Raw genomic sequence first — 22,828 nt, 5'->3', positions numbered from 1 at the left:
CCTCTTCCTCCTCCTGTGGGGGATTAGACAGGGAGGAGTAGCGGGGATGAGCATAAAAATGTGATCGAGGCCACTCTCAGAGCATAGTTCGAGTGTGCCCTGAAGATAAAAAAGTAACCGGGGAGAATGTCAAAGAAATGAAATGCAGTTTCGTGTGTAATTAAACCTCTCTGAAATGATTACTTACGTAGAATAATATTTCTGCAATCGGGTAATAACTAAGGAGATTATTAATCACTTATAATTTTACCCGAACTTTATTACATTTGACGTCACTATTCCTTTCTGAAACCAGTTTCAGCGTAGCCGCACCAGAACCATACAAGCCAGCATTGACGCGGCGTTAAAGCCCATTCCAGAAAGTTCCATCATCTGTCTGAATGTTTTGTGACAGAGTGCAAATTCAGAGCCACCAAATCCAGACATAACTTGCAATAGTTCTCTTTCTGGCCGACCTTATATCGTATTAATTACGAAGCGCAAAAAAAATAAAATCTCTCGTTCCCCACAGTGAAGTGAAACCTATGTTGATTCCGTCTAAATTAAGTCGCCCGGTTCGCCTTGACCATACAGTGGTCCGCGAGCGCCTGTTGGCTAAACTTTCCGGCGCGCATAATTTCCGACTGGCGCTGGTTACGAGCCCTGCAGGTTATGGAAAAACAACGCTCATTTCGCAATGGGCCGCAGGTAAGAGCGATCTTGGCTGGTACTCCCTTGATGAGGGCGATAACCAGCAAGAGCGTTTTGCCAGCTATTTGATTGCCGCTATTCAACAGGCAACCAATGGACACTGCATCGCCAGTGAGGTGATGGTGCAAAAGCGCCAGTACGCCAGCCTGTCCTCCCTTTTCTCTCAGTTGTTTATTGAACTGGCCGAATGGCATCGCCCGCTGTATGTGGTGATTGATGATTACCATCTCATCACTAACCCGGTGATCCATGAGTCGATGCGTTTCTTCCTCCGCCATCAACCGGAAAACCTGACCCTGGTGGTACTGTCACGTAACCTGCCGCAGTTGGGCATTGCCAACCTGCGCGTGCGCGATCAACTTCTGGAAGTGGGTAGCCAGCAGCTGGCTTTTACTCATCAGGAAGCGAAACAGTTCTTTGACTGCCGTCTGACCTCCCCCATTGAGGCATCAGAAAGCAGCCGGATGTGTGATGATGTCGCTGGCTGGGCCACTGCACTGCAGTTAATTGCCCTCTCTGCCCGGCAAAACAACAGCCCGGCGCATCAGTCAGCGCGGCGTCTGGCGGGCATCAATGCCAGCCATCTTTCTGACTATCTCGTGGATGAGGTGCTGGACAGCGTCGATCCGTCTACCCGTAATTTCCTGCTGAAAAGCTCGCTGCTGCGTTCCATGAACGATGCGCTGATTGTACGCGTGACGGGCTGCGAAAACGGCCAGTTACAGCTTGAAGAAATTGAACGTCAGGGCCTGTTCCTGACGCGTATGGACGATCCCGGCGAATGGTTCAGCTACCATCCGCTGTTTGGCAGTTTCCTGCGCCAGCGTTGCCAGTGGGAGCTTGCGGTTGAACTGCCGGAAATTCATCGCGCTGCCGCCGAAAGCTGGATGGCACAAGGCTTCCCGAGCGAGGCGATCCACCATGCGCTGGCCGCAGGTGATGCCAACATGCTGCGTGATATTCTCCTCAACCATGCGTGGGGCTTATTCAACCACAGCGAGCTGACGCTACTTGAAGAGTCTCTCAAAGCGCTGCCGTGGGAAAGTCTGCTGGAGAACCCGCGTCTGGTGTTGCTGCAGGCCTGGCTGATGCAGAGCCAACATCGCTATAGCGAAGTGAATACCCTGCTGGCACGTGCGGAACAGGAGATGGAAAGCAACATGGACACGCCCCTGCACGGTGAATTTAACGCCCTGCGGGCCCAGGTCGCGATTAACGACGGCGACCCGGATGAAGCCGAGCGCCTGGCGATGGTCGCACTGGATGAACTGCCGCTGGCCAACTTCTACAGCCGGATCGTTGCCACGTCGGTACACGGTGAAGTGCTGCACTGCAAAGGCGAGCTGACGCGCTCCCTTTCGCTGATGCAGCAAACTGAACAAATGGCACGGCGTCACGATGTCTGGCACTACGCGTTATGGAGCCTGATCCAGCAAAGCGAAATTCTGTTCGCTCAGGGGTTCCTGCAGGCAGCCTGGGAAAATCAGGAAAAAGCCTTCCAGCTGATTCGTGAACAGCACCTGGAACAGCTGCCAATGCACGAGTTCCTGTTGCGTATTCGCGCTCAACTCCTGTGGGCATGGTCACGTCTGGATGAAGCAGAAAGTTGCGCTCGCCAGGGTGTGGACGTGCTTTCTGGCTTCCAGCCGCAGCAACAGTTGCAGTGTCTGGCACTGCTGGTGCAGTGCTCGCTGGCGCGCGGTGATCTCGATAACGCCCGTAACCATCTTAACCGTCTGGAAAACCTGCTCGGCAACGGTCAGTATCATAGCGACTGGGTATCTAACGCCGATAAGGTCCGGGTGATTTACTGGCAAATGACTGGCGACAAAAAATCCGCCGCCAACTGGTTACGTCAGACGCCAAAACCGGAATTTGCTAACAACCATTTCCTGCAGAGCCAGTGGCGTAACATTGCCCGCGCGCAGATCCTGCTCGGTGAATTAGAGTCCGCGGAGATTGTGCTTGAAGAGCTAAACGAGAACGCGCGCGGCCTGCGTCTGATGAGCGATCTCAACCGCAACCTGCTGCTGCTGAACCAGCTCTACTGGCAGGCGGGTCGTAAAAATGATGCTCAGCGTGTACTGCTGGAAGCGCTGCAACTCGCGAACCGCACCGGTTTTATCAGCCACTTTGTGATTGAAGGTGAAGTGATGGCGCAGCAACTGCGTCAGTTGATTCAGCTCAATACGCTGCCGGAACTCGATCAGCATCGCGCTCAACGTATTCTGCGTGAAATCAACCAACATCATCGCCATAAGTTTGCGCATTTCGATGAGAACTTTGTCGAACGTCTGCTGAACCACCCGGAAGTACCGGAGCTTATCCGCACCAGCCCGCTCACCCAGCGTGAATGGCAGGTACTGGGGCTGATCTATTCCGGCTACAGCAATGAACAAATTGCGGGTGAACTGGCGGTTGCTGCGACCACCATTAAAACGCATATCCGAAATCTGTATCAGAAACTGGGCGTGGCGCACCGTCAGGATGCGGTGCAGCATGCGCAGCGATTGTTGAAGATGATGGGGTACGGAGTTTAGGTTTGGTGCGGCCTGATGCCCTCACCCCGGCCCTCTCCCACAGGGAGAGGGAGAAAGGTTTCTTAGCACAGCTCTAACTGCAAATTATTATCTTTAATCACCTGCATAACGCCCGCTGGCGGCATCACGTCTGTATACACCGCATCCACCATGCTGATGCTTCCCATGTTCACCATCGCATTCCGGCCAAACTTCGAATGGTCTACCACCAGCATTACGTGACGTGAGTTTTCAATAATCGCGCGCTTGGTACGCACCTCATGATAATCAAATTCCAGCAGTGAGCCGTCGCTATCAATGCCGCTGATCCCGAGAATGCCAAAATCGAGGCGGAACTGAGAGATAAAGTCGAGGGTCGCTTCGCCGATAATCCCGCCATCGCGGCTGCGCAGCTCGCCGCCCGCGAGGATGATGCGGAAATCGTCTTTCTGCATCAGGGTGTTGGCGACGTTCAGGTTGTTGGTGACCACGCGCAGGTTCTCGTGATCCAGCAGCGCATGGGCGACCGCTTCCGGCGTGGTGCCGATATCAATAAAAAGCGTCGCCCCGTTCGGGATCTGACTGGCGACCTTGCGGGCAATGCGTTCTTTCTCTGCCGTCTGCGTGGCTTTACGATCGTGCCAGGAGGTGTTGACCGAGCTGGACGGCAACGCCGCCCCGCCGTGGTGGCGCAGAATACGGTTCTGATCGGCCAGATCGTTCAGGTCACGACGGATGGTTTGCGGGCTGACGGCAAACTGTTCAACCAGCTCTTCAGTACTGACGTATCCCTGTTTTTTTACCAGTTCGATAATGGCGTCATGACGTTGTGTTTGTTTCATCAATTATCCCTGAGAATTATGTTCGTTTTCGCGCATGGAGCGTGTCGGCAAAGGCCATTGCCAACCCGACAACCAGGCCAGTGACGTGTGCACCATTGGCGATAGACATACCAAACAGATCAAACCATCCGGCAATTAGCCATATTAACGCAAAGGTTATGAGTCCGCGTTGTAAATAGATGCCGCTTTCCGGGTCGCGCTCCCCGCGAAGCCAGACGTAGCCCATCAGGGCGTATACCACGCCAGACAGCCCACCGAACCACGGACCGCTGAATTTATGCTGCACATAGCCGCTCAGCAGGGCGCTAATAATGGTGATAACGATCAGCTTGCCGCTGCCGAGCCGCTTCTCAACGATACCGCCGAGATACCACCACCACAGCAAGTTAAAGAGGATGTGCATCACCGAGAAGTGCATCAGCGCGTGGGTAAAGTAGCGCCAGACATCAAACTCCAGAGAGGGGTCGTACGGCCACGCCAGAGCGATCATCACGCTCTGGTCACCCACCACGTTCATAATGATAAAGACGACAATACAGGCCGCCATCAGCAGTAGCGTAAACGGCCCTGCACGTTCACGCACGGTGGCAAAGAAAGGAAAACGACGATAATGCAACCCACTGCCCGTCTGGCCAGATTGCCAGCTGGCTGCCAGATAGCGCGGGTCGCCGGGGTTCTCAAGAAAACGCGCCAACTCCTCGTTTACCCGCCCTGCCTGGCTCTCATCGGCCAGCCAGACATCGGTCTGAGTATGTTGCTGGATGGTCAGAATAACACCCTGCGTTGCCATGTAGTCGACAAACGCCTGGGCGACACGCGGGTTGGTAAAAGAGGTGATCATCAACATGGGTAGCGGTCGCTTATTTCCACACAAAAGGGGACAGTATAGCGGGATCAGCGCTCAAACGCGTACTCAACTTCTGCCGGGAAATGGCGATGCCATGCATCGAATCCACCGTCGACGCTGTACACCGCGTCGTAGCCTTGCTGAATCAGGTACTGCGCCGCACCTTTACTGCTGTTGCCGTGGTAGCACATCACCATCACCGGCGTTTCGAAGTCGTTATCGCGCATAAACGCGCCCAGCGTATCGTTGGTGAGGTGGAACGCACCCGGTGTGTGGCCCATCGCAAAACTCTGCGGATCGCGGATGTCCACCAGCACCGCCGTTCCCTGGTGCATTTTCTGATGGGCTTCTTCTACGTTAATACATTCAAACTGATCCATTGTGTTCTCTTTACATTGGTCAACGGCACTATTTTACCCCGTAGTGTACGTCCTGGCGGCGGGTAAACGCCATTATGTTATCCATATCACTCTAAATTGTTTTTTTGATGTTACCAAAAGCGCGTTCCTTTGCTATTATGAGCGATATCGAACATTTCTGAGCTTTAACGAAAGTGCATGAGGGTGTTATGGAAACCAAAGATCTGATTGTGATAGGCGGTGGCATCAACGGTGCCGGTATTGCGGTCGATGCCGCAGGACGCGGATTATCCGTACTGATGCTGGAAGCTAACGATCTCGCCTGCGCGACGTCGTCCGCCAGCTCCAAACTGATTCACGGTGGCCTGCGCTACCTGGAACACTACGAATTCCGCCTGGTCAGTGAAGCGCTGGCTGAACGTGAAGTGTTGCTAAAAATGGCACCGCATCTGGCGATTCCGATGCGTTTCCGCCTGCCCCATCGCCCGCATCTGCGTCCGGCCTGGATGATCCGAATCGGTCTGTTTATGTACGATCACCTGGGTAAACGCACCAGTCTGCCGGGTTCGAACGGTTTGCGTTTTGGTTCAGAATCGGTCCTTAAACCTGAAATCGTGCGCGGATTCGAATATTCCGATTGCTGGGTAGACGATGCGCGTCTGGTTCTGGCGAACGCACAGATGGTGGTGAAGAAAGGCGGCGAGGTGAAAACCCGCACCCGCGCGACCTCTGCTCGTCGTGAAAACGGTCTGTGGATTGTCGACGCGGAAGACATCGATACCGGCGAGAAATTCAGCTGGAAAGCACGCGGCCTGGTCAACGCCACCGGTCCGTGGGTGAAACAGTTCTTTGACGAAGGCATGCACCTGCCTTCGCCGTACGGTATTCGCCTGATCAAAGGCAGCCATATTGTGGTGCCGCGCGTACATACTCAGAAGCAGGCTTATATTCTGCAGAACGAAGATAAGCGCATCGTGTTTGTGATCCCGTGGATGGACGAATTTTCCATTATCGGTACCACCGACGTGGAGTACAAAGGCGATCCGAAAAACGTTGAGATCGACGAGAGCGAGGTCAACTACCTGCTGAAAGTGTATAACGCGCACTTTAAGAAACAGCTGTCTCGTCATGATGTAGTCTGGACTTACTCCGGCGTGCGTCCGCTGTGCGATGACGAATCGGATTCACCACAAGCCATCACCCGCGACTATACGCTTGATATTCACGACGTAGATGGCCAGGCACCGCTGCTGTCGGTATTTGGCGGTAAACTCACCACTTATCGTAAGCTGGCTGAGCACGCGCTGGAAAAACTGGTGCCGTACTATAAAGGCATTGGCCCGGCATGGACCAAAGGTGCCGTGCTGCCTGGCGGAGATATCGGGGATAACCGCGATGATTATGCCGCGAAGCTGCGTCGCCGCTACCCGTTCATCACCGAAGGGATGGCACGCCATTATGCCCGTACTTACGGTAGCAACACCGAGTGGATCCTCGGTGAAGCCAAAGAGATTGCTGATCTGGGTGAACATTTCGGCCATGAACTGTACGAAGCCGAGTTGCGTTATTTGGTTGAACACGAATGGGTTCGCCGCCTGGATGACGCCATCTGGCGTCGTACTAAAGAAGGGATGTGGCTGGATGCCGAGCAGCAATCTCGCGTGGCGCAGTGGTTACTGCAAAATGCGGGGAAGCGTGAGCTGTCGTTAGCATCTTGACGTGAAAAAAAGCCCGGTGGCGCTACCGCTTACCGGGCCTACGGGATCGAGTAGGCCGGGTAAGGCGTAGCCGCCACCCGGCTTTGTTTTTACAACCTTACCGGATCAATATGCCAGATTGTCTCGGCATACTCTTTGATGGTCCTGTCTGACGAGAAATACCCCATATTGGCGATGTTGCGCATCGCGGCACAGGTCCACTTCTCCTGATGCCGGTACAGTTCGTCCACTTTATCCTGGCAATCCACATAGCTGCGATAATCCGCCAGCACCTGATAGTGATCGCCAAAATTAATCAGCGAATCCACCAGGTCGCGATAACGGCCAGGCTCCTCAGGGCTAAACACGCCGGTGGCGATTTGCGTCAATACCTGGCGTAGCTCTTCATCCTCTTCGTAGTATTTACGCGGTGAGTAACCCTGCTTACGCAGCGCTTCGACCTCTTCCGTTGTGTTACCGAAGATAAAGATGTTATCTGCACCGACATGCTCCAGCATCTCAACATTCGCCCCGTCCAGCGTACCAATGGTCAGCGCGCCGTTGAGAGCAAACTTCATGTTACTGGTGCCGGACGCTTCCGTACCTGCTGTGGAAATCTGCTCAGAGAGATCCGCCGCCGGGATAATCAACTGCGCCAGGCTTACGCTGTAGTTCGGGATGAACACCACCTTCAGCTTGTCGCCAATTTCCGGATCCAGGTTGACCACCTTCGCCACATCATTGATTAGGTGAATGATATGCTTTGCCATGTAGTAGGCGGAAGCCGCCTTACCAGCAAAGATCTTCACCCGTGGCACCCACTCGGCCGTAGGATCGGCCTTGATGCGGTTGTAATGGGTGATCACATGTAGCACGTTCATGAGCTGACGTTTGTACTCGTGGATGCGCTTGATCTGCACATCGAACAGCGCTTTCGGGTTGGCGACTACGTTCAGATGCAGCGCAAGATAAACCGATAAACGCTTTTTGTTCAGCAGCTTGGCTTCACGCACGGCTTTGTTGACCGTCGGGAAATCAATGTGCTGTTCAAGTTCGCTCAGTTGGCTCAAATCGGTACGCCAGGTGCGACCGATATTCTCATCCAGCACCTCAGAGAGCGGCTGATTGGCCAGCGCCAGCCAGCGTCGGGGTGTAACGCCGTTGGTCACATTGCAAAAACGTGTCGGGAAGATCTTCGCGAAGTCAGCAAACAGCGACTGTACCATCAGGTTTGAGTGCAACTCGGACACCCCGTTCACCTTGTGGCTGATCACTACCGCCAGCCAGGCCATGCGCACACGGCGGCCGTTCGACTCATCAATGATCGACGTACGACTCAGCAGGCCGGTATCGTTCGGGTACTGCTCCTGCAACGTCTTGAGGAAGTAATCGTTGATCTCAAAGATAATCTGCAGATGGCGCGGCAGGATTTTGCCGAGCATATCCACCGGCCAGGTCTCCAGCGCTTCGCTCATCAGCGTATGGTTGGTGTACGAGAACACCTGACAGGTCACTTCAAACGCATCATCCCAGCTGAACTTATGTTCGTCGATCAGCAGACGCATCAGCTCTGGAATGGAGAGCACCGGGTGGGTGTCGTTGAGGTGAATCGCGGTTTTCTCCGCCAGGTTGGCGTAGGTTTTATGCAGTTGATAATGGCGATTAAGGATGTCCTGTACCGTTGAGGAGACAAGGAAATACTCCTGACGCAGGCGCAGTTCGCGACCGGAGTAGGTAGAGTCATCCGGGTACAGCACGCGGGACACGTTCTCGGAGTGGTTTTTATCTTCCACCGCCGCGAAGTAATCACCCTGGTTGAATTTACCGAGGTTAATTTCACTACTGGCCTGGGCACTCCACAGGCGCAGCGTATTGGTGGCATCGGTGTCGTAACCAGGGATGATCTGGTCATAGGCCACGGCCAGGATCTCTTCGGTTTCCACCCAGCGGGATTTTTTCCCTTCCTGCTGAATACGTCCGCCAAAGCGCACTTTATAGCGCGTGTTATGGCGTTTGAACTCCCACGGGTTACCGTACTCCAGCCAGTAGTCCGGCGACTCTTTCTGACGTCCGTCGACGATGTTCTGCTTGAACATGCCGTAATCATAGCGAATACCGTAACCACGCCCCGGCAACGCCAGCGTCGCCAGCGAGTCCAGGAAGCAGGCCGCAAGGCGTCCCAGACCGCCGTTACCGAGGCCTGGGTCATTCTCTTCGTCAATCAGTTCTTCTAAATCTAACCCCATCTCTTCCAGTGCGGTTTTGACGTCGTCATAAATACCGAGCGACAACAGCGCATTGGAAAGCGTGCGGCCAATCAAAAATTCCATCGACAGGTAGTAAACCTGACGCGTTTCCTGTGAGAGCTGGGCACGGTTGGAGCGCAGCCAGCGTTCAACTAAACGGTCACGCACGGCAAACAGGGTGGCGTTCAGCCACTCGTGTTTATTCGCGATGACCGGATCTTTCCCGATGGTGAACATCAGCTTATAGGCGATAGAGTGTTTTAACGCCTCAACGCTGAGTGTGGGTGAAGAGTAGCTAAAAGGTGCATTCATATCAGTGACTCCGCCTTGTTACATCAAGCGTTGATAAAGATCGCGGTATGACTGCGCCGCAACGTGCCAGCTAAAGTCCATGCTCATCGCCTGACGCTGAACATAACGCCACAAGGAAGGACGGGACCATAAAACGAAAGCACGCCGAATCGCCCGTAACAACGACCAGGCATTACTGTCTTCAAACACAAACCCGCTGGCGATACCGTCCGCCAGATTTTCCAGAGAACTGTCGGAAACTGTATCCGCCAGCCCACCCGTGCGGCGCACCAGCGGTAACGTGCCGTATTTCAGGCCGTAGAGTTGCGTCAGACCGCAGGGTTCGAAACGGCTTGGCACCAGGATGACGTCCGCGCCGCCCATAATGCGGTGCGAAAACGCTTCGTGATAGCCAATCTGCACCCCAACCTGCCCGGGATGTTCCGCTGCTGCCGCCAGAAAACCCTCCTGCAGCACCGGATCACCCGCGCCGAGCAGCGCCAGTTGCCCTCCCTGCTCCAGTAAACCAGGCAGAGCTTCCAGCACCAGATCCAGCCCTTTCTGGCTGGTCAGGCGACTGACCACGGCGAACAACGGAACTTTGTCGTTCACCTTCAGGCCCATGGCAATTTGCAGCTGGCGCTTGTTTTCGGCTTTGTCCTCGACCGAATCACGGCCATAGCGCGACGCCAGCAGGAGATCGGTTTCCGGGCTCCAGATCTTTTCATCAACACCGTTCAAAATACCCGACAGGCGCCCCTCACGATGACGCTGCCGCAGTAGCCCTTCCAGGCCATAACCAAACTCCGGCTGGGTAATTTCCCGGGCGTAAGTCGGGCTCACGGCGGTAATATGATCGGCATAGTAAAGCCCGGCTTTCAGGAACGAGATCTGCCCGTTAAACTCCAGCCCGTGAATGTTATAGAACGACAATGGCAGATCGATTTCATGCATGTGATGGGCATAGTACATCCCCTGATATGCCAGGTTATGCACAGTAAAAACTGACCTGGCCGGGTGGCCGCGCGCGGCCAGATACGCCGGGGCAAGCCCGGCGTGCCAGTCGTGTGCGTGCACCACATCCGGACGCCAGAATGGATCCAGCCCCGTCGCCATTTCTGCACCGACCCAACCGAGCAACGCAAAGCGCAGCACGTTGTCCGGGTAAGCAAACAGGTTGGTGTCGTGATACGGACTCCCGGGCCTGTCATATAAGTGCGGCGCGTCAATCAGGTAGATCCCAACGCCATTGTAATGTCCAAACAGCAGGGTGATGCGCCCGGCAAAGGTCTCACGACGCGTCACCACTTTTGCATCGGGAATACCACGCCGGATATCCGGAAATGCGGGCAGCAGGACTCGGGTATCCACCCCTCCGGCGATTTGCGCCGCCGGTAATGCACCAAGAACATCCGCCAGGCCGCCCGTTTTTAACAACGGGAACATCTCAGAACATACGTGTAAAACCTGCATCATCGCTCCTGTTTGATCTGCAGCTTCCGCAACATTTCCCGTGTTACTAACACGATTCCCTCTTCCGAACGGTAGAAACGACGCGCGTCTTCTTCCGCGTTTTCACCAATGACCATCCCCTCAGGAATGACGCAGGCGCGGTCGATAACGCAACGACGCAGGCGACACGAACGTCCAACCCAGACATCTGGCAATAAGACTGCCGAATCAATATTACAGAATGAATTTATCCGCACGCGGGGGAACAGCACTGACTGCACCACCACCGACCCTGAAATAATGCATCCGCCAGAAACCAGCGAGTTCAGTGTCATACCGTGACTACCCGAACGGTCCTGAACGAATTTGGCTGGCGGGAGCGATTCCATATGAGTACGAATCGGCCAGTTCTGATCGTACATATCCAGCTCAGGGGTCACCGAGGCCAGGTCGAGGTTCGCCTTCCAGTACGCTTCCAGCGTTCCCACATCGCGCCAGTAAGGTTCCGCATTTGGGTCGGATTGCACGCAGGACAACGGGAAGGGATGTGCATACGCCATGCCAGCTTGCGTAATTTTCGGGATGATATCTTTGCCAAAGTCATGGCTGGAGTTTTCGTCTTTGTCGTCTTCTTCCAGCAGTTCATAAAGGTAATCTGCATCAAAGACATAGATCCCCATGCTGGCGAGTGACTTCGTATCATCTCCCGGCATGGTCGGCGGGTTTGCGGGTTTTTCGACGAAGTCGATAATTTTGTCGTCCGCATCCACGTGCATTACCCCAAACGCCGTCGCTTCAGCAACGGGCACTGGCAGACACGCCACGGTGCAACGCGCCCCTTTTTCGACATGGTCGATGAGCATGTGGGAGTAGTCTTGTTTGTAGATATGGTCCCCGGCGAGGATCACGATATATTCCGCGTTATAACGACGAATGATATCGAGGTTTTGCGTCACCGCATCCGCCGTGCCCCGGTACCAGTTTTCGCCGTGAACGCGCTGCTGGGCCGGGAGGAGATCGACAAACTCATTCATCTCTTCGCTGAAGAAGGACCAGCCGCGCTGGATATGCTGCACCAGCGTGTGTGATTGATACTGCGTAATGACGCCAATACGGCGGATGCCAGAGTTGAGGCAATTGGAGAGTGCGAAATCAATGATACGGAACTTACCACCAAAGTGAACAGCCGGCTTGGCGCGTTTGATGGTCAAATCTTTCAGACGGGTACCACGCCCACCAGCGAGTATCAGGGCAACCGTTTTTAATGGTAGCTGGCGTGCCAACATTAAGGGATCGTTCTTCTCTAATCTAACCATGACTAACTCCTTTTTTATCATCTTTGGAATACACACACTCCGTGCGCAGGCCCGTGCCAGACAGCCATTACTACCGGATTATCCGCTCCGGCAAAGGGGGGAACGGCGCGCCATTCCCCTTCAGGTAAAACAATCTCTGCGACATCATCCGTCGCGTTCAGCGTAACCAGCCATTTATCCGAAAGCAGGATTTGCAGCCGTGGTACACCGTGTTGCCACTCTTGCGCGCTTAGTGGTTGCGCGTCTTTATTCAACCAGCGAACGTTTCCGTCCCCCTCTTCCCACCAGCGGTCGGTGGTCAGGGCCGGGATTTGCTGGCGAAGGTGGATCAGCGCAGCGGTAAAATGGATCAACCCGCTGTTCGCCTCCCCCCAGTCAAGCCAGGTTAAGGTGTTGTCCTGGCAATACGCATTGTTGTTACCGTGCTGGCTGTGGCCGTGCTCATCGCCCGCCAGCAGCATCGGTGTCCCCTGCGACAACAGAAGCGTTGTCAGCAGTGCATGAACGCTGGCGCGCCGCCGCTCGATAACGTCAAGGCTTCCGCCTAACCCTTCTATACCATGATTGAAGCTATGGTTATTGTTAGTGCCATCGCGATTCTCTTCGCCGTTCGCCTCATTGTGTTTCTGATTGAAACAAACGCAGTCCCTGAGCGTAAAACCGTCGTGCGCCGTCAGCAGGTTGACGGTGGCCGACGGTCGTTTACCGTCGCGCTTAAAGAGATCGCTTGACGCGGCAAAGCGCCCGGCAAATTCCCCCAGCGAGAGATTTCGCTCAAGCCAGAAGCGGCGCGCGGCATCGCGATAGTGATCGTTCCATTCGGCAAACAAGGGGGGAAAATTCCCGACCTGATATCCCCCTTCCCCAATGTCCCACGGCTCGGCGATAAGCTTCACCTGTGAGAGCACCGGGCAGTTTTTTATCGCCTCAAACAGCGGTGCCTGCTGGCTGAATGCCGGTGTCCGCCCCATCACAGGCGCAAGGTCGAAACGAAAACCATCCACGTGGTACGTTTCCACCCAGTATTTCAGGCTCTCATACGCGAATTGCATGACCGCCGGATGGCTGAGATTGAGCGTGTTGCCGCAGCCGGTCCAGTTCTCATAATCACCATCCTGCCTGATCCAATAATAGCTACGGTTATCAATTCCGCGCATGGAGAGCGTTGGACCATCAAGATCGCTTTCAGCGCTGTGGTTCAGCACCACATCCAGAATGACTTCAATTCCCGCGGCATGGAGCGCTTTCACCGCATCGCGGAACTCGTCCCGCGCTTTTTCCGGATGGACGGCATAGCGGGGTTCGAGCGCGAACATCGCCAGCGGGTTGTAGCCCCAGTAGTTGCTCAACCCCAGCCGCTGCAGACGCGGCTCGCTGGCAAAATGGGCGACGGGTAACAGTTCAAGAGCGGTGATGCCGAGGTGTTTCAGGTAGGCGATCATGGTCGGATGCCCGAGCGCCTTGTAGGTGCCGCGCATCTCTTTGGGGATGGACGGATGCAGATACGTCAGCCCTTTGACATGAGCCTCATAAATGACGGTGTTGCCCCACGGCGTGGCTGGCGGCGCATCGTCTTCCCAGTCATAGTGATCGTGCACTACCACGCTTTTTGGCACCACATGGGCACTGTCACGATGGTCAGGTTCACCATAACCGACATGAAAAATCGGGTCGTCTTTAAACTCACCGTCCACGCGGTGCGCACACGGATCAATCAACAGCTTTGCAGGGTTAAACCAGTGCCCTTGAGCAGGTTCCCACGGACCATGAACACGAAAACCATAGTGCATACCTGGCCGTCCTCCGGCCAGGTAACCGTGCCAGGTATCCCCCGTGCGCGACGGTAAATCGTAACGGTGCTCGTTACCCTCACCGTCAAAAACACACAGTTCTACCCGCTCAGCGTGAGCAGAAAAGAGGGTGAAATTCACACCCTTTCCGTCGAAACTCGCCCCGAGCGGTTCGGGTTGACCTGCCGTAAGTTGCGTCATTCACCCTCCCGCATCAGCCAGATGGTGCCAAGCGGCGGTAACGTGAGACTCAGAGAGTTTGGCCGCCCATGACTTTCGATGGCATCACTTTGCACCAGACCACCATTACCGGTATTGCTGCCGTGGTAGTGCATGGAATCGGTATTCAGGATTTCGCGCCATTTACCCGGCTGGTTAATGCCGAAGCGATAGTGCTGGCGCGGCACCGGTGTGAAGTTGCTGGCGACGATGATCTCGTTACCCGCTTTATCTCGCCGCACAAAGACAAACACCGAGCGCTCATGGTCATCCACCACCAGCCACTCAAAGCCGTACGGGTCAAAGTCGAGTTCGTGCAGCGCTTTGTGATGACGATAGGTCAGGTTCAGGTCACGCACCAGACGTTGCACGCCATGGTGCCAGTTATCGCCACCTTCCAGCAGATGCCAGTCGAGGCTGGCGTCGTGGTTCCACTCGCGTCCCTGAGCGAACTCATTGCCCATAAACAGCAGTTTTTTGCCCGGGAACGCAAACATCCAGCCGTAGTAGGCGCGCAGGTTGGCAAATTTCTGCCACGCATCGCCCGGCATGCGGTCAAGAATGGATTTTTTGCCGTGTACCACTTCATCATGCGACAGCGGCAGCATGAAGTTTTCGGTGTAGTTGTAGAGCATCCCGAACGTCAGCTTATCGTGATGATACTGACGATAAACCGGATCGAGCTTCATGTAGTCGAGCGTGTCATGCATCCAGCCCAGGTTCCACTTGTACCAGAACCCCAGGCCACCTAATGACGGTGGTCGGGAGACACCCGCAAAGTCGGTCGACTCTTCTGCCATTGTTACCGCGCCGTCCACCTGCTCACCGATAATGCGGTTGGTGCTGCGCAGGAACTCAATCGCTTCCAGGTTTTCACGGCCACCAAACTCGTTCGGGATCCACTCTCCCTCTTTGCGGCTGTAATCGCGATAGATCATGGATGCCACCGCATCAACACGCAGAGCATCAATGCCAAAGCGCTCAATCCAGTACAGGGCATTTCCGACCAGGTAGTTCGCGACTTCGCGGCGACCGTAGTTGTAGATCAGCGTATTCCAGTCCTGGTGATAACCTTCTCGCGGGTCGCTGTGCTCGTACAGCTTCGTACCATCAAACTCTGACAAACCAAAGTCATCCGACGGGAAATGGCCAGGCACCCAGTCGAGGATCACATTCAGCCCGGCGGCATGCGCGGCATGGATGAAATAACGGAAGTCATCGCGCGTGCCAAAGCGGCGCGTAGGCGCATACAGCCCGGTTGGCTGATAACCCCAGCTACCATCGAACGGATGCTCGTTGACCGGCAACAGCTCAAGGTGAGTAAAGCCCATCCATTTGGCATACGGTACCAGTTGTTCGGCGAGTTCCCGGTAGCTGAGCCAGAAGTTGTTATCCGTGTGGCGACGCCAGGAGCCAAGATGCACTTCATAGACGGAGATAGGTGCATCGAAGCGGTTGGCCTGTTTGCGCTCTTCCGTCTGGGTGATTTTCTCCGGCAGGCCACAAATCAGCGACGCCGTATCCGGGCGCATCTGCGCTTCAAAGGCATACGGGTCGGCTTTAATGCGCAGCTTGCCGTGGGCATCGATCATCTCGAATTTATAGAGCTGGCCGTTGTGTGCCCCGGGGATAAACAGTTCCCAGATCCCCGTTTCCCGGCGCAGGCGCATCGGGTGACGACGACCGTCCCAGTAGTTGAACTGTCCGACAACGGAGACGCGTTGGGCGTTGGGTGCCCACACAGCAAACCGCGTGCCGGTGATACCATCCATCGTGTCTGCGTGGGCACCCAGCGTTTCATAAGGTCGCAAATGGGTTCCTTCAGACAGCAGCCAGGCATCCATCTCCTGCAAAAGAGGACCAAAGCTGTAGGGATCATCAATGAGATTTTGCTGGCCGTGCCAGATGACGGCAAGCTGATAACGAAAGGGGTTTTTACGACGGGGCATCACGCCTGAGAAGAAACCACGCGAGTCGAGGCATTCCAGATTGCCCACTTTGCGGCCGGTTTTGGGTTCGATAACCCACACTTCTGTCGCATCCGGTAACAACGCCCGAACTTCCAGCCCGGCCTCTGTACGGTGCATCCCCAGCACGGAAAAGGGGTCGGCAAAATGACCCGCAATAAGCGCATTAATCACGTCTCTATCCACACGATCGGACATGGTATTCATCCTGTTTTTTATGTCGTCCTTTTTTAGCGCCTGGGACGACTTTAATGTGACCTGAACGAGCATCCTCACAGCCCGTCCTAACCTCAGGTAAGAAATGACTCTTCCTTAAAGCATAGCCAACGCTCTAAATGACTCCTGATAAAAATAAGACATACGCGTTTTACTCCATGTAGTACGCAAAAAAAGGGGGCGAAAATCACCCCCGGTAGTTAACAAATTATTACGCCAGCTGGCGCAGCATGCGGCGCAGCGGCTCTGCTGCTCCCCATAAGAGCTGGTCGCCAACGGTGAACGCGGAGAGGTACTCCGGCCCCATGTTCAGCTTACGCAGACGGCCAACCGGCGTGGTCAGCGTGCCAGTCACGGCTGCCGGGGTCAGTTCACGCATGGTGATCTCGCGATCATTTGGCACCACTTTCGCCCACGGGTTGTGTGCAGCCAGCAGCTCTTCCACGGTCGGAATAGACACATCTTTTTTCAGTTTAATGGTGAAGGCCTGGCTGTGGCAGCGCAGCGCGCCGATGCGCACGCACAGACCGTCTACCGGAATGGTATTCGCGGTAGCGAGAATTTTGTTGGTCTCGGCCTGGCCTTTCCACTCTTCGCGGGTCTGGCCGTTATCCAGCTGTTTGTCGATCCACGGGATCAGGCCACCCGCCAGTGGTACGCCAAAGTTGTCCACCGGCAGCTCGCCGCTGCGGGTCAGTTGAGTGACTTTGCGCTCGATATCGAGGATCGCGGACGCCGGGTTTGCCAGCTCTTGCGCCACGCTGTGGTGCAACTGGCCCATCTGGGTAAGCAGCTCGCGCATATGACGCGCACCACCACCGGAAGCCGCCTGGTACGTCGCCACGGAGACCCACTCCACCAGATCCTGAGCGAACAGGCCGCCCAGAGACATCAGCATCAGGCTGACGGTACAGTTACCACCAACAAAGGTTTTCACGCCGTTGTTCAGGCCGTTGGTGATCACGTCCTGGTTAACCGGGTCAAGAATGATGATGGCATCGTCTTTCATGCGCAGCGAAGAGGCCGCGTCAATCCAGTAGCCCTGCCAGCCGCTTTCACGCAGCTTTGGATAAATTTCGTTGGTATAATCGCCGCCCTGGCAAGTGACAATAATGTCGAGTGCCTTCAGCGCTTCCAGATCGAAAGCATCCTGCAACGTGCCAGTGGTGCCGCCGAATGAAGGCGCAGCCTGACCGAGCTGGGAAGTAGAGAAGAAGACCGGGCGGATGGCGTCGAAATCGCGCTCTTCAACCATGCGTTGCATGAGTACAGAGCCGACCATACCGCGCCAGCCGATAAAACCAACGTTTTTCATAGCATTTTTTTCCTGCAGAGGGTGTGTGCTGTTTGTGCAAGCCAGTATTGAACTGGGATATGCTTCACATTACAAAATGCAGCCAAAGTCGCAAGCGAAATTAATCGATGATTGCCCGGCAATCAGAAAAAGAGCTAATCATCATAATAACCATAGAGAGTTTCAGGGATAATTTACATGAGTGAAATCATTTCCGCGGCGGTTTTATTGATCCTGATAATGGATCCTCTCGGAAACCTGCCGATCTTCATGTCGGTGCTAAAACACACCGAACCAAAGCGCCGTCGGGCAATCATGATCCGCGAGCTGCTCATCGCCCTGCTGGTGATGTTTATCTTCCTGTTTGCGGGCGAAAAAATCCTCGCATTCCTGAACCTGCGCGCCGAAACCGTTTCCATTTCCGGCGGGATTATCCTGTTCCTGATTGCCATAAAGATGATTTTCCCGAGCGCAGAAGGCAGCAGCAGCGGCCTGCCTGCGGGTGAAGAGCCGTTTATTGTGCCGCTGGCAATTCCACTCGTCGCCGGGCCGACCATTCTGGCCACGCTGATGCTGCTGTCACATCAGTATCCGAACCAGATGAGCCATCTGGTGATTGCCCTGCTGATCGCCTGGGGTGGGACATTTATCATCCTGCTGCAGTCGTCCCTGTTCCTGCGCCTGCTGGGTGAAAAAGGGGTGAACGCGCTGGAACGTCTGATGGGGCTGATTCTGGTGATGATGGCGACGCAGATGTTCCTGGACGGGATCCGGGTGTGGATGAAAGGATGACTTTCTCCCTCTCCCCGTGGGAGAGGGCCGGGGTGAGGGCATCAGGCCGCGGAGGACTAACCCTTACGAATCAAATACCGGTACGGCAGCGCCTCGGTCTGCTGTGCCACCAGCTCATGCTCCATAAAGGTACAAAACCCGGGGATATCGCGGGTGGTCGCCGGGTCGTCGGCGATGATCAGCAGCGTTTCACCGGATTGCATGTTACGCACGGTTTTGCGCACCATCATTACCGGCTCCGGGCAGCGAAGGCCCTGGGCATCAAGGGTGTGGTCTGGGCTGGAAAACAGGTCGGTCATGATCTTCTCGGTCAGGTAAAAACGGCTGTAGTTTACGCCCCGTAGCGATCAATGCAAACCAGGTTAACGATTGCGTAAAAACTAACCATTGCAATGTCTGACCAAAGCAGTATCATGCTGCGGTTTTTATTGGGTTCCCTCACCCCAACGTATAAAAAGGTCAAAATATGACGCAGTTTTCTGAATCGCAGCGCTTAAAAGCGTTGTTCTGGCTTTCGCTTTTCCATTTGCTGGTGATCACCTCCAGCAACTATCTGGTACAGCTCCCCATCTCCATCTTTGGTTTTCATACCACCTGGGGCGCGTTCAGTTTTCCGTTTATTTTTCTCGCCACCGATTTGACCGTGCGAATTTTTGGCGCACCGCTGGCTCGCCGCATTATTTTTGCGGTCATGCTCCCGGCACTGTTCGTGTCTTACGTGATTTCGTCCCTGTTCTACATGGGTAGCTGGCAGGGCTTTGAGGCACTAACCCACTTCAACCTGTTTGTCGCACGAATCGCCACCGCAAGCTTTATGGCTTATGCGCTGGGGCAGATCCTCGACGTGCATGTGTTTAACCGCCTGCGTCAGAATCACCGCTGGTGGATGGCCCCGACCGCCTCGACGCTGTTCGGTAACGTGAGCGATACGCTGGCCTTCTTCTTCATCGCCTTCTGGCACAGCCCGGATGCGTTCATGGCCGAGCACTGGATGGAGATCGCCCTGGTGGACTACTGCTTCAAGGTGCTCATCAGTATCGTCTTCTTCCTGCCAATGTATGGTGTATTGCTGAATATGATGCTGAAAAGGCTGGCAGATAAATCTGAAATCACGGCATTGCAGGCTGGTTAAGGGTTCGCTTTATCAGTTGTGATAAGATGAGCGAATGAGCCGTTATGGCCGTTTATCGAAAGGAAGAAGTCAATGCGCAATCTGGTTAAATATGTCGGGATTGGCCTGCTGGTTGTGGGTCTTGCAGCCTGTGATAACAGCGACACGAAAACGCCTGCTCAGGGTGCATCTGCAGAGAGTAATGCGACCGGTCAGCCGGTGAATCTGCTGGATGGTAAACTCAGTTTCTCTCTGCCAGCCGATATGACTGACCAGAGCGGTAAGCTGGGCACTCAGGCGAACAATATGCACGTTTATTCCGACGCAACCGGGCAGAAAGCCGTCATTGTGATTGTGGGTGACGACACCAGCGAAGATCTTGGCGTGCTGTCAAAACGTCTGGAAGATCAGCAGCGCAGCCGCGATCCGCAGCTGCAGGTGGTCACCAATAAATCCATCGAACTGAAAGGCCACACACTGCAACAGCTGGACAGCATCATCTCCGCAAAAGGCCAGACCGCATACTCTTCAGTGGTGCTGGGTAAGGTTGATAATAAACTGCTGACCATGCAGATCACCCTGCCAGCGGACGATCAACAGAAAGCGCAGACTGCGGCTGAAAACATCATTAACACCCTCGTGATCCAGTAATCCTTCACGAAGATGACGTGGCCTCCGGTGCCTGCACCGGGGGCCATTTTTTTAGCTGCCATGTCAGCATCAATGCGATAACCACCAGACCCGCCGCAGCAAGATAAATAACAGGTACCCCTGCCCAGGTCATCACCAGCCCCGCCAGCGGGCCGGTAATGCCCAAAGACATATCCATAAATACCGTGTAGGTTGCCAGCGCCGCCCCCTGGTTCTGCTGCGGCACGGCTTTTACCGCCACCACACCCAGTGCCGGGAAGACCAGTGAAAAACCCGCGCCGGAGAGAAATACGCCTGTTTTCGCCATCCAGGGTGCCATAGCAATTCCGGTCAACAGCAGCCCAACTATCTCTACTGCAAAGCAGATCATCGCCACGTTCAGTCCACCCAGACGGTTGATACCGTTCGGGAAAAGTAAACGCGCACCAACAAACGCGCAGCTAAACAGGGTTAACGCAAACGCTGCACCGTCCCACCCTTTGGCATCATAGAACAAGGTAATGAAGGTCGCGATCACGCCGAACCCCGTAGTTGCCAGTGCCAGGGCCATACCATACGGCCAGACGCGCCCCAGCACTGCGCGAAACGGTAGCGGTTTGCCTTTGCTGGCCTTCACTTTCGGACGTGGCAACGCAAAGATAATCGCCAGAGCAGCGACCGCCATAATGGTAATCGCCAGTCCATACAGGCCGCCAAACGCATAACAAGCCACACCAAGCGGCGCCCCCAGAGCCATTGCGCCGTAGGTGACAATGCCATTCCACGAAATCACCCGGCCAATGTGCGGCGCACCCACGACACCCACGCCCCACAGCGTCGAACCGGTTCCCGCCAGACTTTGACCGATACCCAGGATCACGCGCCCAAGACAAAGCAGCACCAGGCTAACCAGGGGCCAGTGGCTGGTTGTGGCGGCCAGCAAATAGCTCAGACCACTCAGGAAACAGCCGCATAGTCCCACAATAACGATGCTTTTTGGCCCGAACAGATCTGCGTAGCGCCCGGCATGTGGGCGACTCAGAAGTGTGGCGAAATACTGGAGGCTAATCACCAATCCCGCCCAGAACGCACTAAAGCCCATCACGTCATGGACATAGCCAGGCAAAACCGCCAGCGGCAGGCCAATGGTCAGATAACTGGCAAAATTGAAAATAACAACGGTAACGATGCGCAGATTGAGGCGCAGTCCGCTCAGCGCCGGTTCAGCGGCAGGTTCGGGCATGAGGTTCTACCTGGATTTTTACAACAGTGTTTCACTATTACCACGACACAATAAGAAAATCAGCACCGACTTTCAGATTAACGGAGCCAGACGAAGCGAAGCCCGGACACTACACTTTATAGGTCAGCATATTAAGGAACACGCATGATCGCCAACCCGTCCGACAAAGCAGGGCTCCACATCTTATTAAAACTCGCCTGCCTGGTGGTTATCCTTGCGGGTATCCATGCTGCCGCTGACATTATTGTTCAGCTCCTGCTGGCGCTCTTTTTCGCCATTGTGCTTAACCCGCTGGTGACCTGGTTTTTACGTCGGGGCGTCAGCCGCCCGGTGGCCATCACCATTGTGGTTATCGTCATGCTAATTGCCCTGACAGCGCTTTTTGGTGTGCTGGCAGCATCACTTAGCGAATTCTCCACGATGCTGCCACAGTACAACAAAGCGCTGACGCGTAAGCTAGTCGCACTACAGGAAATAGTGCCCTTTCTTAACCTGCATATCTCGCCAGAGCGGATGCTACGCAGGATGGATTCAGAAAAAATCATGACCTACGCCACCACACTGATGACCGGCCTTTCCGGGGCAATGGCCAGTATTCTGCTGCTGGTGATGACAGTGGTGTTTATGTTGTTCGAAGTGCGCCACGTGCCCTATAAGCTGCGTTTTGCACTCAATAACCCGCAAATTCACATCGCCGGTTTACATCGCGCATTAAAGGGCGTCTCCAAATATCTGGCGCTGAAAACGCTTTTGAGCGTCTGGACGGGTGTGATTGTCTGGCTGGGACTGATGTTGATGGGCGTCCAGTTCGCGTTGATGTGGGGCGTACTGGCGTTTTTGCTCAACTATGTGCCCAATATCGGCGCGGTACTCTCCGCCGTACCACCGATGATTCAGGCATTCCTGTTTAATGGTTTCTACGAATGCATGTTGGTCGGGGCACTTTTCCTCGTCGTGCATATGGTGCTGGGGAATATTCTCGAACCGCGCATGATGGGGCACCGGCTGGGCATGTCGACGCTGGTGGTATTCTTATCTTTACTGATTTGGGGATGGCTTCTGGGCCCGGTCGGCATGTTGTTGTCAGTCCCGCTAACCAGTGTGTGTAAGATCTGGATGGAGACCACCAAAGGCGGCAGCAAACTGGCGATTCTGCTTGGACCAGGGCGACCCAAGAGTCGGCTCCCGGATTAAGCATCCGGAGCGGGACTGTATAGTGCTCTACGGGAAATTTTTAGGAGAAACGTTATTCGCAAGCCTACAACAACACTGTACGATGTATGCTGCAACATAGCGCTTGCGAAGAA

At 54.8% G+C, this 22,828-nt stretch carries 16 protein-coding genes and 1 pseudogene; 6 read left to right on the top strand and 11 right to left on the bottom strand.

What is annotated here, in order from left to right:
• The first annotated feature begins 524 nt into the window (after positions 1-524).
• The gene (gene malT, locus HED65_RS16180) at positions 525-3,230 is read left to right on the top strand and encodes an HTH-type transcriptional regulator MalT (RefSeq protein ID WP_114979337.1); all 2,706 of its coding nucleotides are present in this window, start codon (positions 525-527) and stop codon (positions 3,228-3,230) included.
• A 62-nt stretch (positions 3,231-3,292) separates the two neighbouring features.
• Here the strand turns inward: malT and HED65_RS16175 are convergent, their stop codons facing one another.
• From HED65_RS16175 to glpE, 3 genes are read right to left on the bottom strand one after another with little or no spacing between them, the layout of a single operon-like run.
• Positions 3,293-4,051: a DeoR/GlpR family transcriptional regulator gene (locus tag HED65_RS16175; RefSeq protein WP_008503060.1), complete on the bottom strand. Its 759-nt coding sequence runs from the start codon at positions 4,049-4,051 to the stop codon at positions 3,293-3,295.
• Between the two features lie 16 nt (positions 4,052-4,067).
• Positions 4,068-4,898, bottom strand: a complete 831-nt coding sequence (glpG, locus tag HED65_RS16170; RefSeq protein WP_028018039.1) for a rhomboid family intramembrane serine protease GlpG — start codon at positions 4,896-4,898, stop codon at positions 4,068-4,070.
• Between the two features lie 47 nt (positions 4,899-4,945).
• Positions 4,946-5,278 carry a thiosulfate sulfurtransferase GlpE gene (glpE, locus tag HED65_RS16165; RefSeq protein WP_114979336.1) on the bottom strand — a complete coding sequence of 111 codons (333 nt, stop codon included), beginning with the start codon at positions 5,276-5,278 and terminating at the stop codon, positions 4,946-4,948.
• Positions 5,279-5,466: 188 nt separating this feature from the next.
• On the opposite strand from glpE, the gene glpD reads away from it, so the two are divergent.
• Entirely contained in the window at positions 5,467-6,975 is a 1,509-nt protein-coding gene (gene glpD, locus HED65_RS16160; protein ID WP_114979334.1) for a glycerol-3-phosphate dehydrogenase, read from the top strand.
• 89 nt (positions 6,976-7,064) lie between these two features.
• Here the strand turns inward: glpD and glgP are convergent, their stop codons facing one another.
• The 6 genes from glgP to asd form a co-directional block, all read right to left on the bottom strand.
• Positions 7,065-9,512, bottom strand: coding sequence for a glycogen phosphorylase (gene glgP / locus HED65_RS16155; protein ID WP_114979333.1), 2,448 nt, complete (start codon positions 9,510-9,512; stop codon positions 7,065-7,067).
• Positions 9,513-9,530: 18 nt separating this feature from the next.
• Positions 9,531-10,964: a glycogen synthase GlgA gene (gene glgA / locus HED65_RS16150; RefSeq protein WP_114979332.1), complete on the bottom strand. Its 1,434-nt coding sequence runs from the start codon at positions 10,962-10,964 to the stop codon at positions 9,531-9,533.
• Positions 10,964-12,259 (bottom strand): glucose-1-phosphate adenylyltransferase, encoded by a 1,296-nt coding sequence (gene glgC, locus HED65_RS16145; protein ID WP_049005379.1) that lies wholly within the window; start codon positions 12,257-12,259, stop codon positions 10,964-10,966. Before glgC ends, glgA begins: the two co-directional genes overlap by 1 nt.
• Before the next feature lie 17 nt (positions 12,260-12,276).
• Complete coding sequence (gene glgX, locus HED65_RS16140; RefSeq protein WP_114979331.1) at positions 12,277-14,250, bottom strand: glycogen debranching protein GlgX; 1,974 nt, start codon at positions 14,248-14,250, stop codon at positions 12,277-12,279.
• On the bottom strand, positions 14,247-16,433 hold the full coding sequence (gene glgB, locus HED65_RS16135) for a 1,4-alpha-glucan branching enzyme (RefSeq protein WP_114979330.1): 2,187 nt from the start codon (positions 16,431-16,433) through the stop codon (positions 14,247-14,249). The genes glgX and glgB overlap by 4 nt, the downstream gene beginning before the upstream one ends.
• A gap of 229 nt (positions 16,434-16,662) precedes the next feature.
• Positions 16,663-17,766, bottom strand: coding sequence for an aspartate-semialdehyde dehydrogenase (asd, locus tag HED65_RS16130; RefSeq protein ID WP_114979329.1), 1,104 nt, complete (start codon positions 17,764-17,766; stop codon positions 16,663-16,665).
• A 177-nt stretch (positions 17,767-17,943) separates the two neighbouring features.
• On the opposite strand from asd, the gene yhgN reads away from it, so the two are divergent.
• Complete coding sequence (gene yhgN / locus HED65_RS16125) at positions 17,944-18,537, top strand: NAAT family transporter YhgN (RefSeq protein WP_039269593.1); 594 nt, start codon at positions 17,944-17,946, stop codon at positions 18,535-18,537.
• Positions 18,538-18,593: 56 nt separating this feature from the next.
• Here yhgN and tusA read toward each other — a convergent pair whose 3' ends face one another.
• A complete protein-coding gene (gene tusA, locus HED65_RS16120; RefSeq protein ID WP_028018047.1) occupies positions 18,594-18,836 on the bottom strand; it encodes a sulfurtransferase TusA in 243 nt (80 codons plus the stop codon).
• A 167-nt stretch (positions 18,837-19,003) separates the two neighbouring features.
• Between tusA and HED65_RS16115 the strand changes: the two genes are divergently transcribed.
• Positions 19,004-19,669, top strand: coding sequence for a 7-cyano-7-deazaguanine/7-aminomethyl-7-deazaguanine transporter (locus HED65_RS16115; protein WP_114979328.1), 666 nt, complete (start codon positions 19,004-19,006; stop codon positions 19,667-19,669).
• Between the two features lie 72 nt (positions 19,670-19,741).
• Positions 19,742-20,299, top strand: coding sequence for a DcrB family lipoprotein (locus tag HED65_RS16110; RefSeq protein WP_049005375.1), 558 nt, complete (start codon positions 19,742-19,744; stop codon positions 20,297-20,299).
• Between the two features lie 4 nt (positions 20,300-20,303).
• Here HED65_RS16110 and HED65_RS16105 read toward each other — a convergent pair.
• Positions 20,304-21,556: pseudogene (locus HED65_RS16105) on the bottom strand (MFS transporter).
• A 109-nt stretch (positions 21,557-21,665) separates the two neighbouring features.
• Here HED65_RS16105 and HED65_RS16100 point away from each other — a divergent pair.
• Positions 21,666-22,715, top strand: a complete 1,050-nt coding sequence (locus HED65_RS16100; protein ID WP_114979326.1) for an AI-2E family transporter — start codon at positions 21,666-21,668, stop codon at positions 22,713-22,715.
• Positions 22,716-22,828: the final 113 nt, after the last annotated feature.

Origin of the sequence: Pantoea sp. LS15 (assembly GCF_012241585.1) — a bacterium.
In the GTDB taxonomy this organism is placed as follows: Bacteria; Pseudomonadota; Gammaproteobacteria; order Enterobacterales; family Enterobacteriaceae; genus Enterobacter.
Note: the sequence above shows the minus strand (reverse complement) of the source record. Positions and strands in the feature narration are given on the sequence as shown.

Excerpts from the sequence above, each read along its gene's own strand:
- malT (WP_114979337.1), top strand. The coding sequence starts at position 525 with ATGTTGATTCCGTCTAAATTAAGTCGCCCGGTTCGCCTTGACCATACA.
- HED65_RS16175 (WP_008503060.1), bottom strand. The coding sequence starts at position 4,051 with ATGAAACAAACACAACGTCATGACGCCATTATCGAACTGGTAAAAAAA.
- glpG (WP_028018039.1), bottom strand. The coding sequence starts at position 4,898 with ATGTTGATGATCACCTCTTTTACCAACCCGCGTGTCGCCCAGGCGTTT.
- glpE (WP_114979336.1), bottom strand. The coding sequence starts at position 5,278 with ATGGATCAGTTTGAATGTATTAACGTAGAAGAAGCCCATCAGAAAATG.
- glpD (WP_114979334.1), top strand. The coding sequence starts at position 5,467 with ATGGAAACCAAAGATCTGATTGTGATAGGCGGTGGCATCAACGGTGCC.
- glgP (WP_114979333.1), bottom strand. The coding sequence starts at position 9,512 with ATGAATGCACCTTTTAGCTACTCTTCACCCACACTCAGCGTTGAGGCG.
- glgA (WP_114979332.1), bottom strand. The coding sequence starts at position 10,964 with ATGCAGGTTTTACACGTATGTTCTGAGATGTTCCCGTTGTTAAAAACG.
- glgC (WP_049005379.1), bottom strand. The coding sequence starts at position 12,259 with ATGGTTAGATTAGAGAAGAACGATCCCTTAATGTTGGCACGCCAGCTA.
- glgX (WP_114979331.1), bottom strand. The coding sequence starts at position 14,250 with ATGACGCAACTTACGGCAGGTCAACCCGAACCGCTCGGGGCGAGTTTC.
- glgB (WP_114979330.1), bottom strand. The coding sequence starts at position 16,433 with ATGTCCGATCGTGTGGATAGAGACGTGATTAATGCGCTTATTGCGGGT.
- asd (WP_114979329.1), bottom strand. The coding sequence starts at position 17,766 with ATGAAAAACGTTGGTTTTATCGGCTGGCGCGGTATGGTCGGCTCTGTA.
- yhgN (WP_039269593.1), top strand. The coding sequence starts at position 17,944 with ATGAGTGAAATCATTTCCGCGGCGGTTTTATTGATCCTGATAATGGAT.
- tusA (WP_028018047.1), bottom strand. The coding sequence starts at position 18,836 with ATGACCGACCTGTTTTCCAGCCCAGACCACACCCTTGATGCCCAGGGC.
- HED65_RS16115 (WP_114979328.1), top strand. The coding sequence starts at position 19,004 with ATGACGCAGTTTTCTGAATCGCAGCGCTTAAAAGCGTTGTTCTGGCTT.
- HED65_RS16110 (WP_049005375.1), top strand. The coding sequence starts at position 19,742 with ATGCGCAATCTGGTTAAATATGTCGGGATTGGCCTGCTGGTTGTGGGT.
- HED65_RS16100 (WP_114979326.1), top strand. The coding sequence starts at position 21,666 with ATGATCGCCAACCCGTCCGACAAAGCAGGGCTCCACATCTTATTAAAA.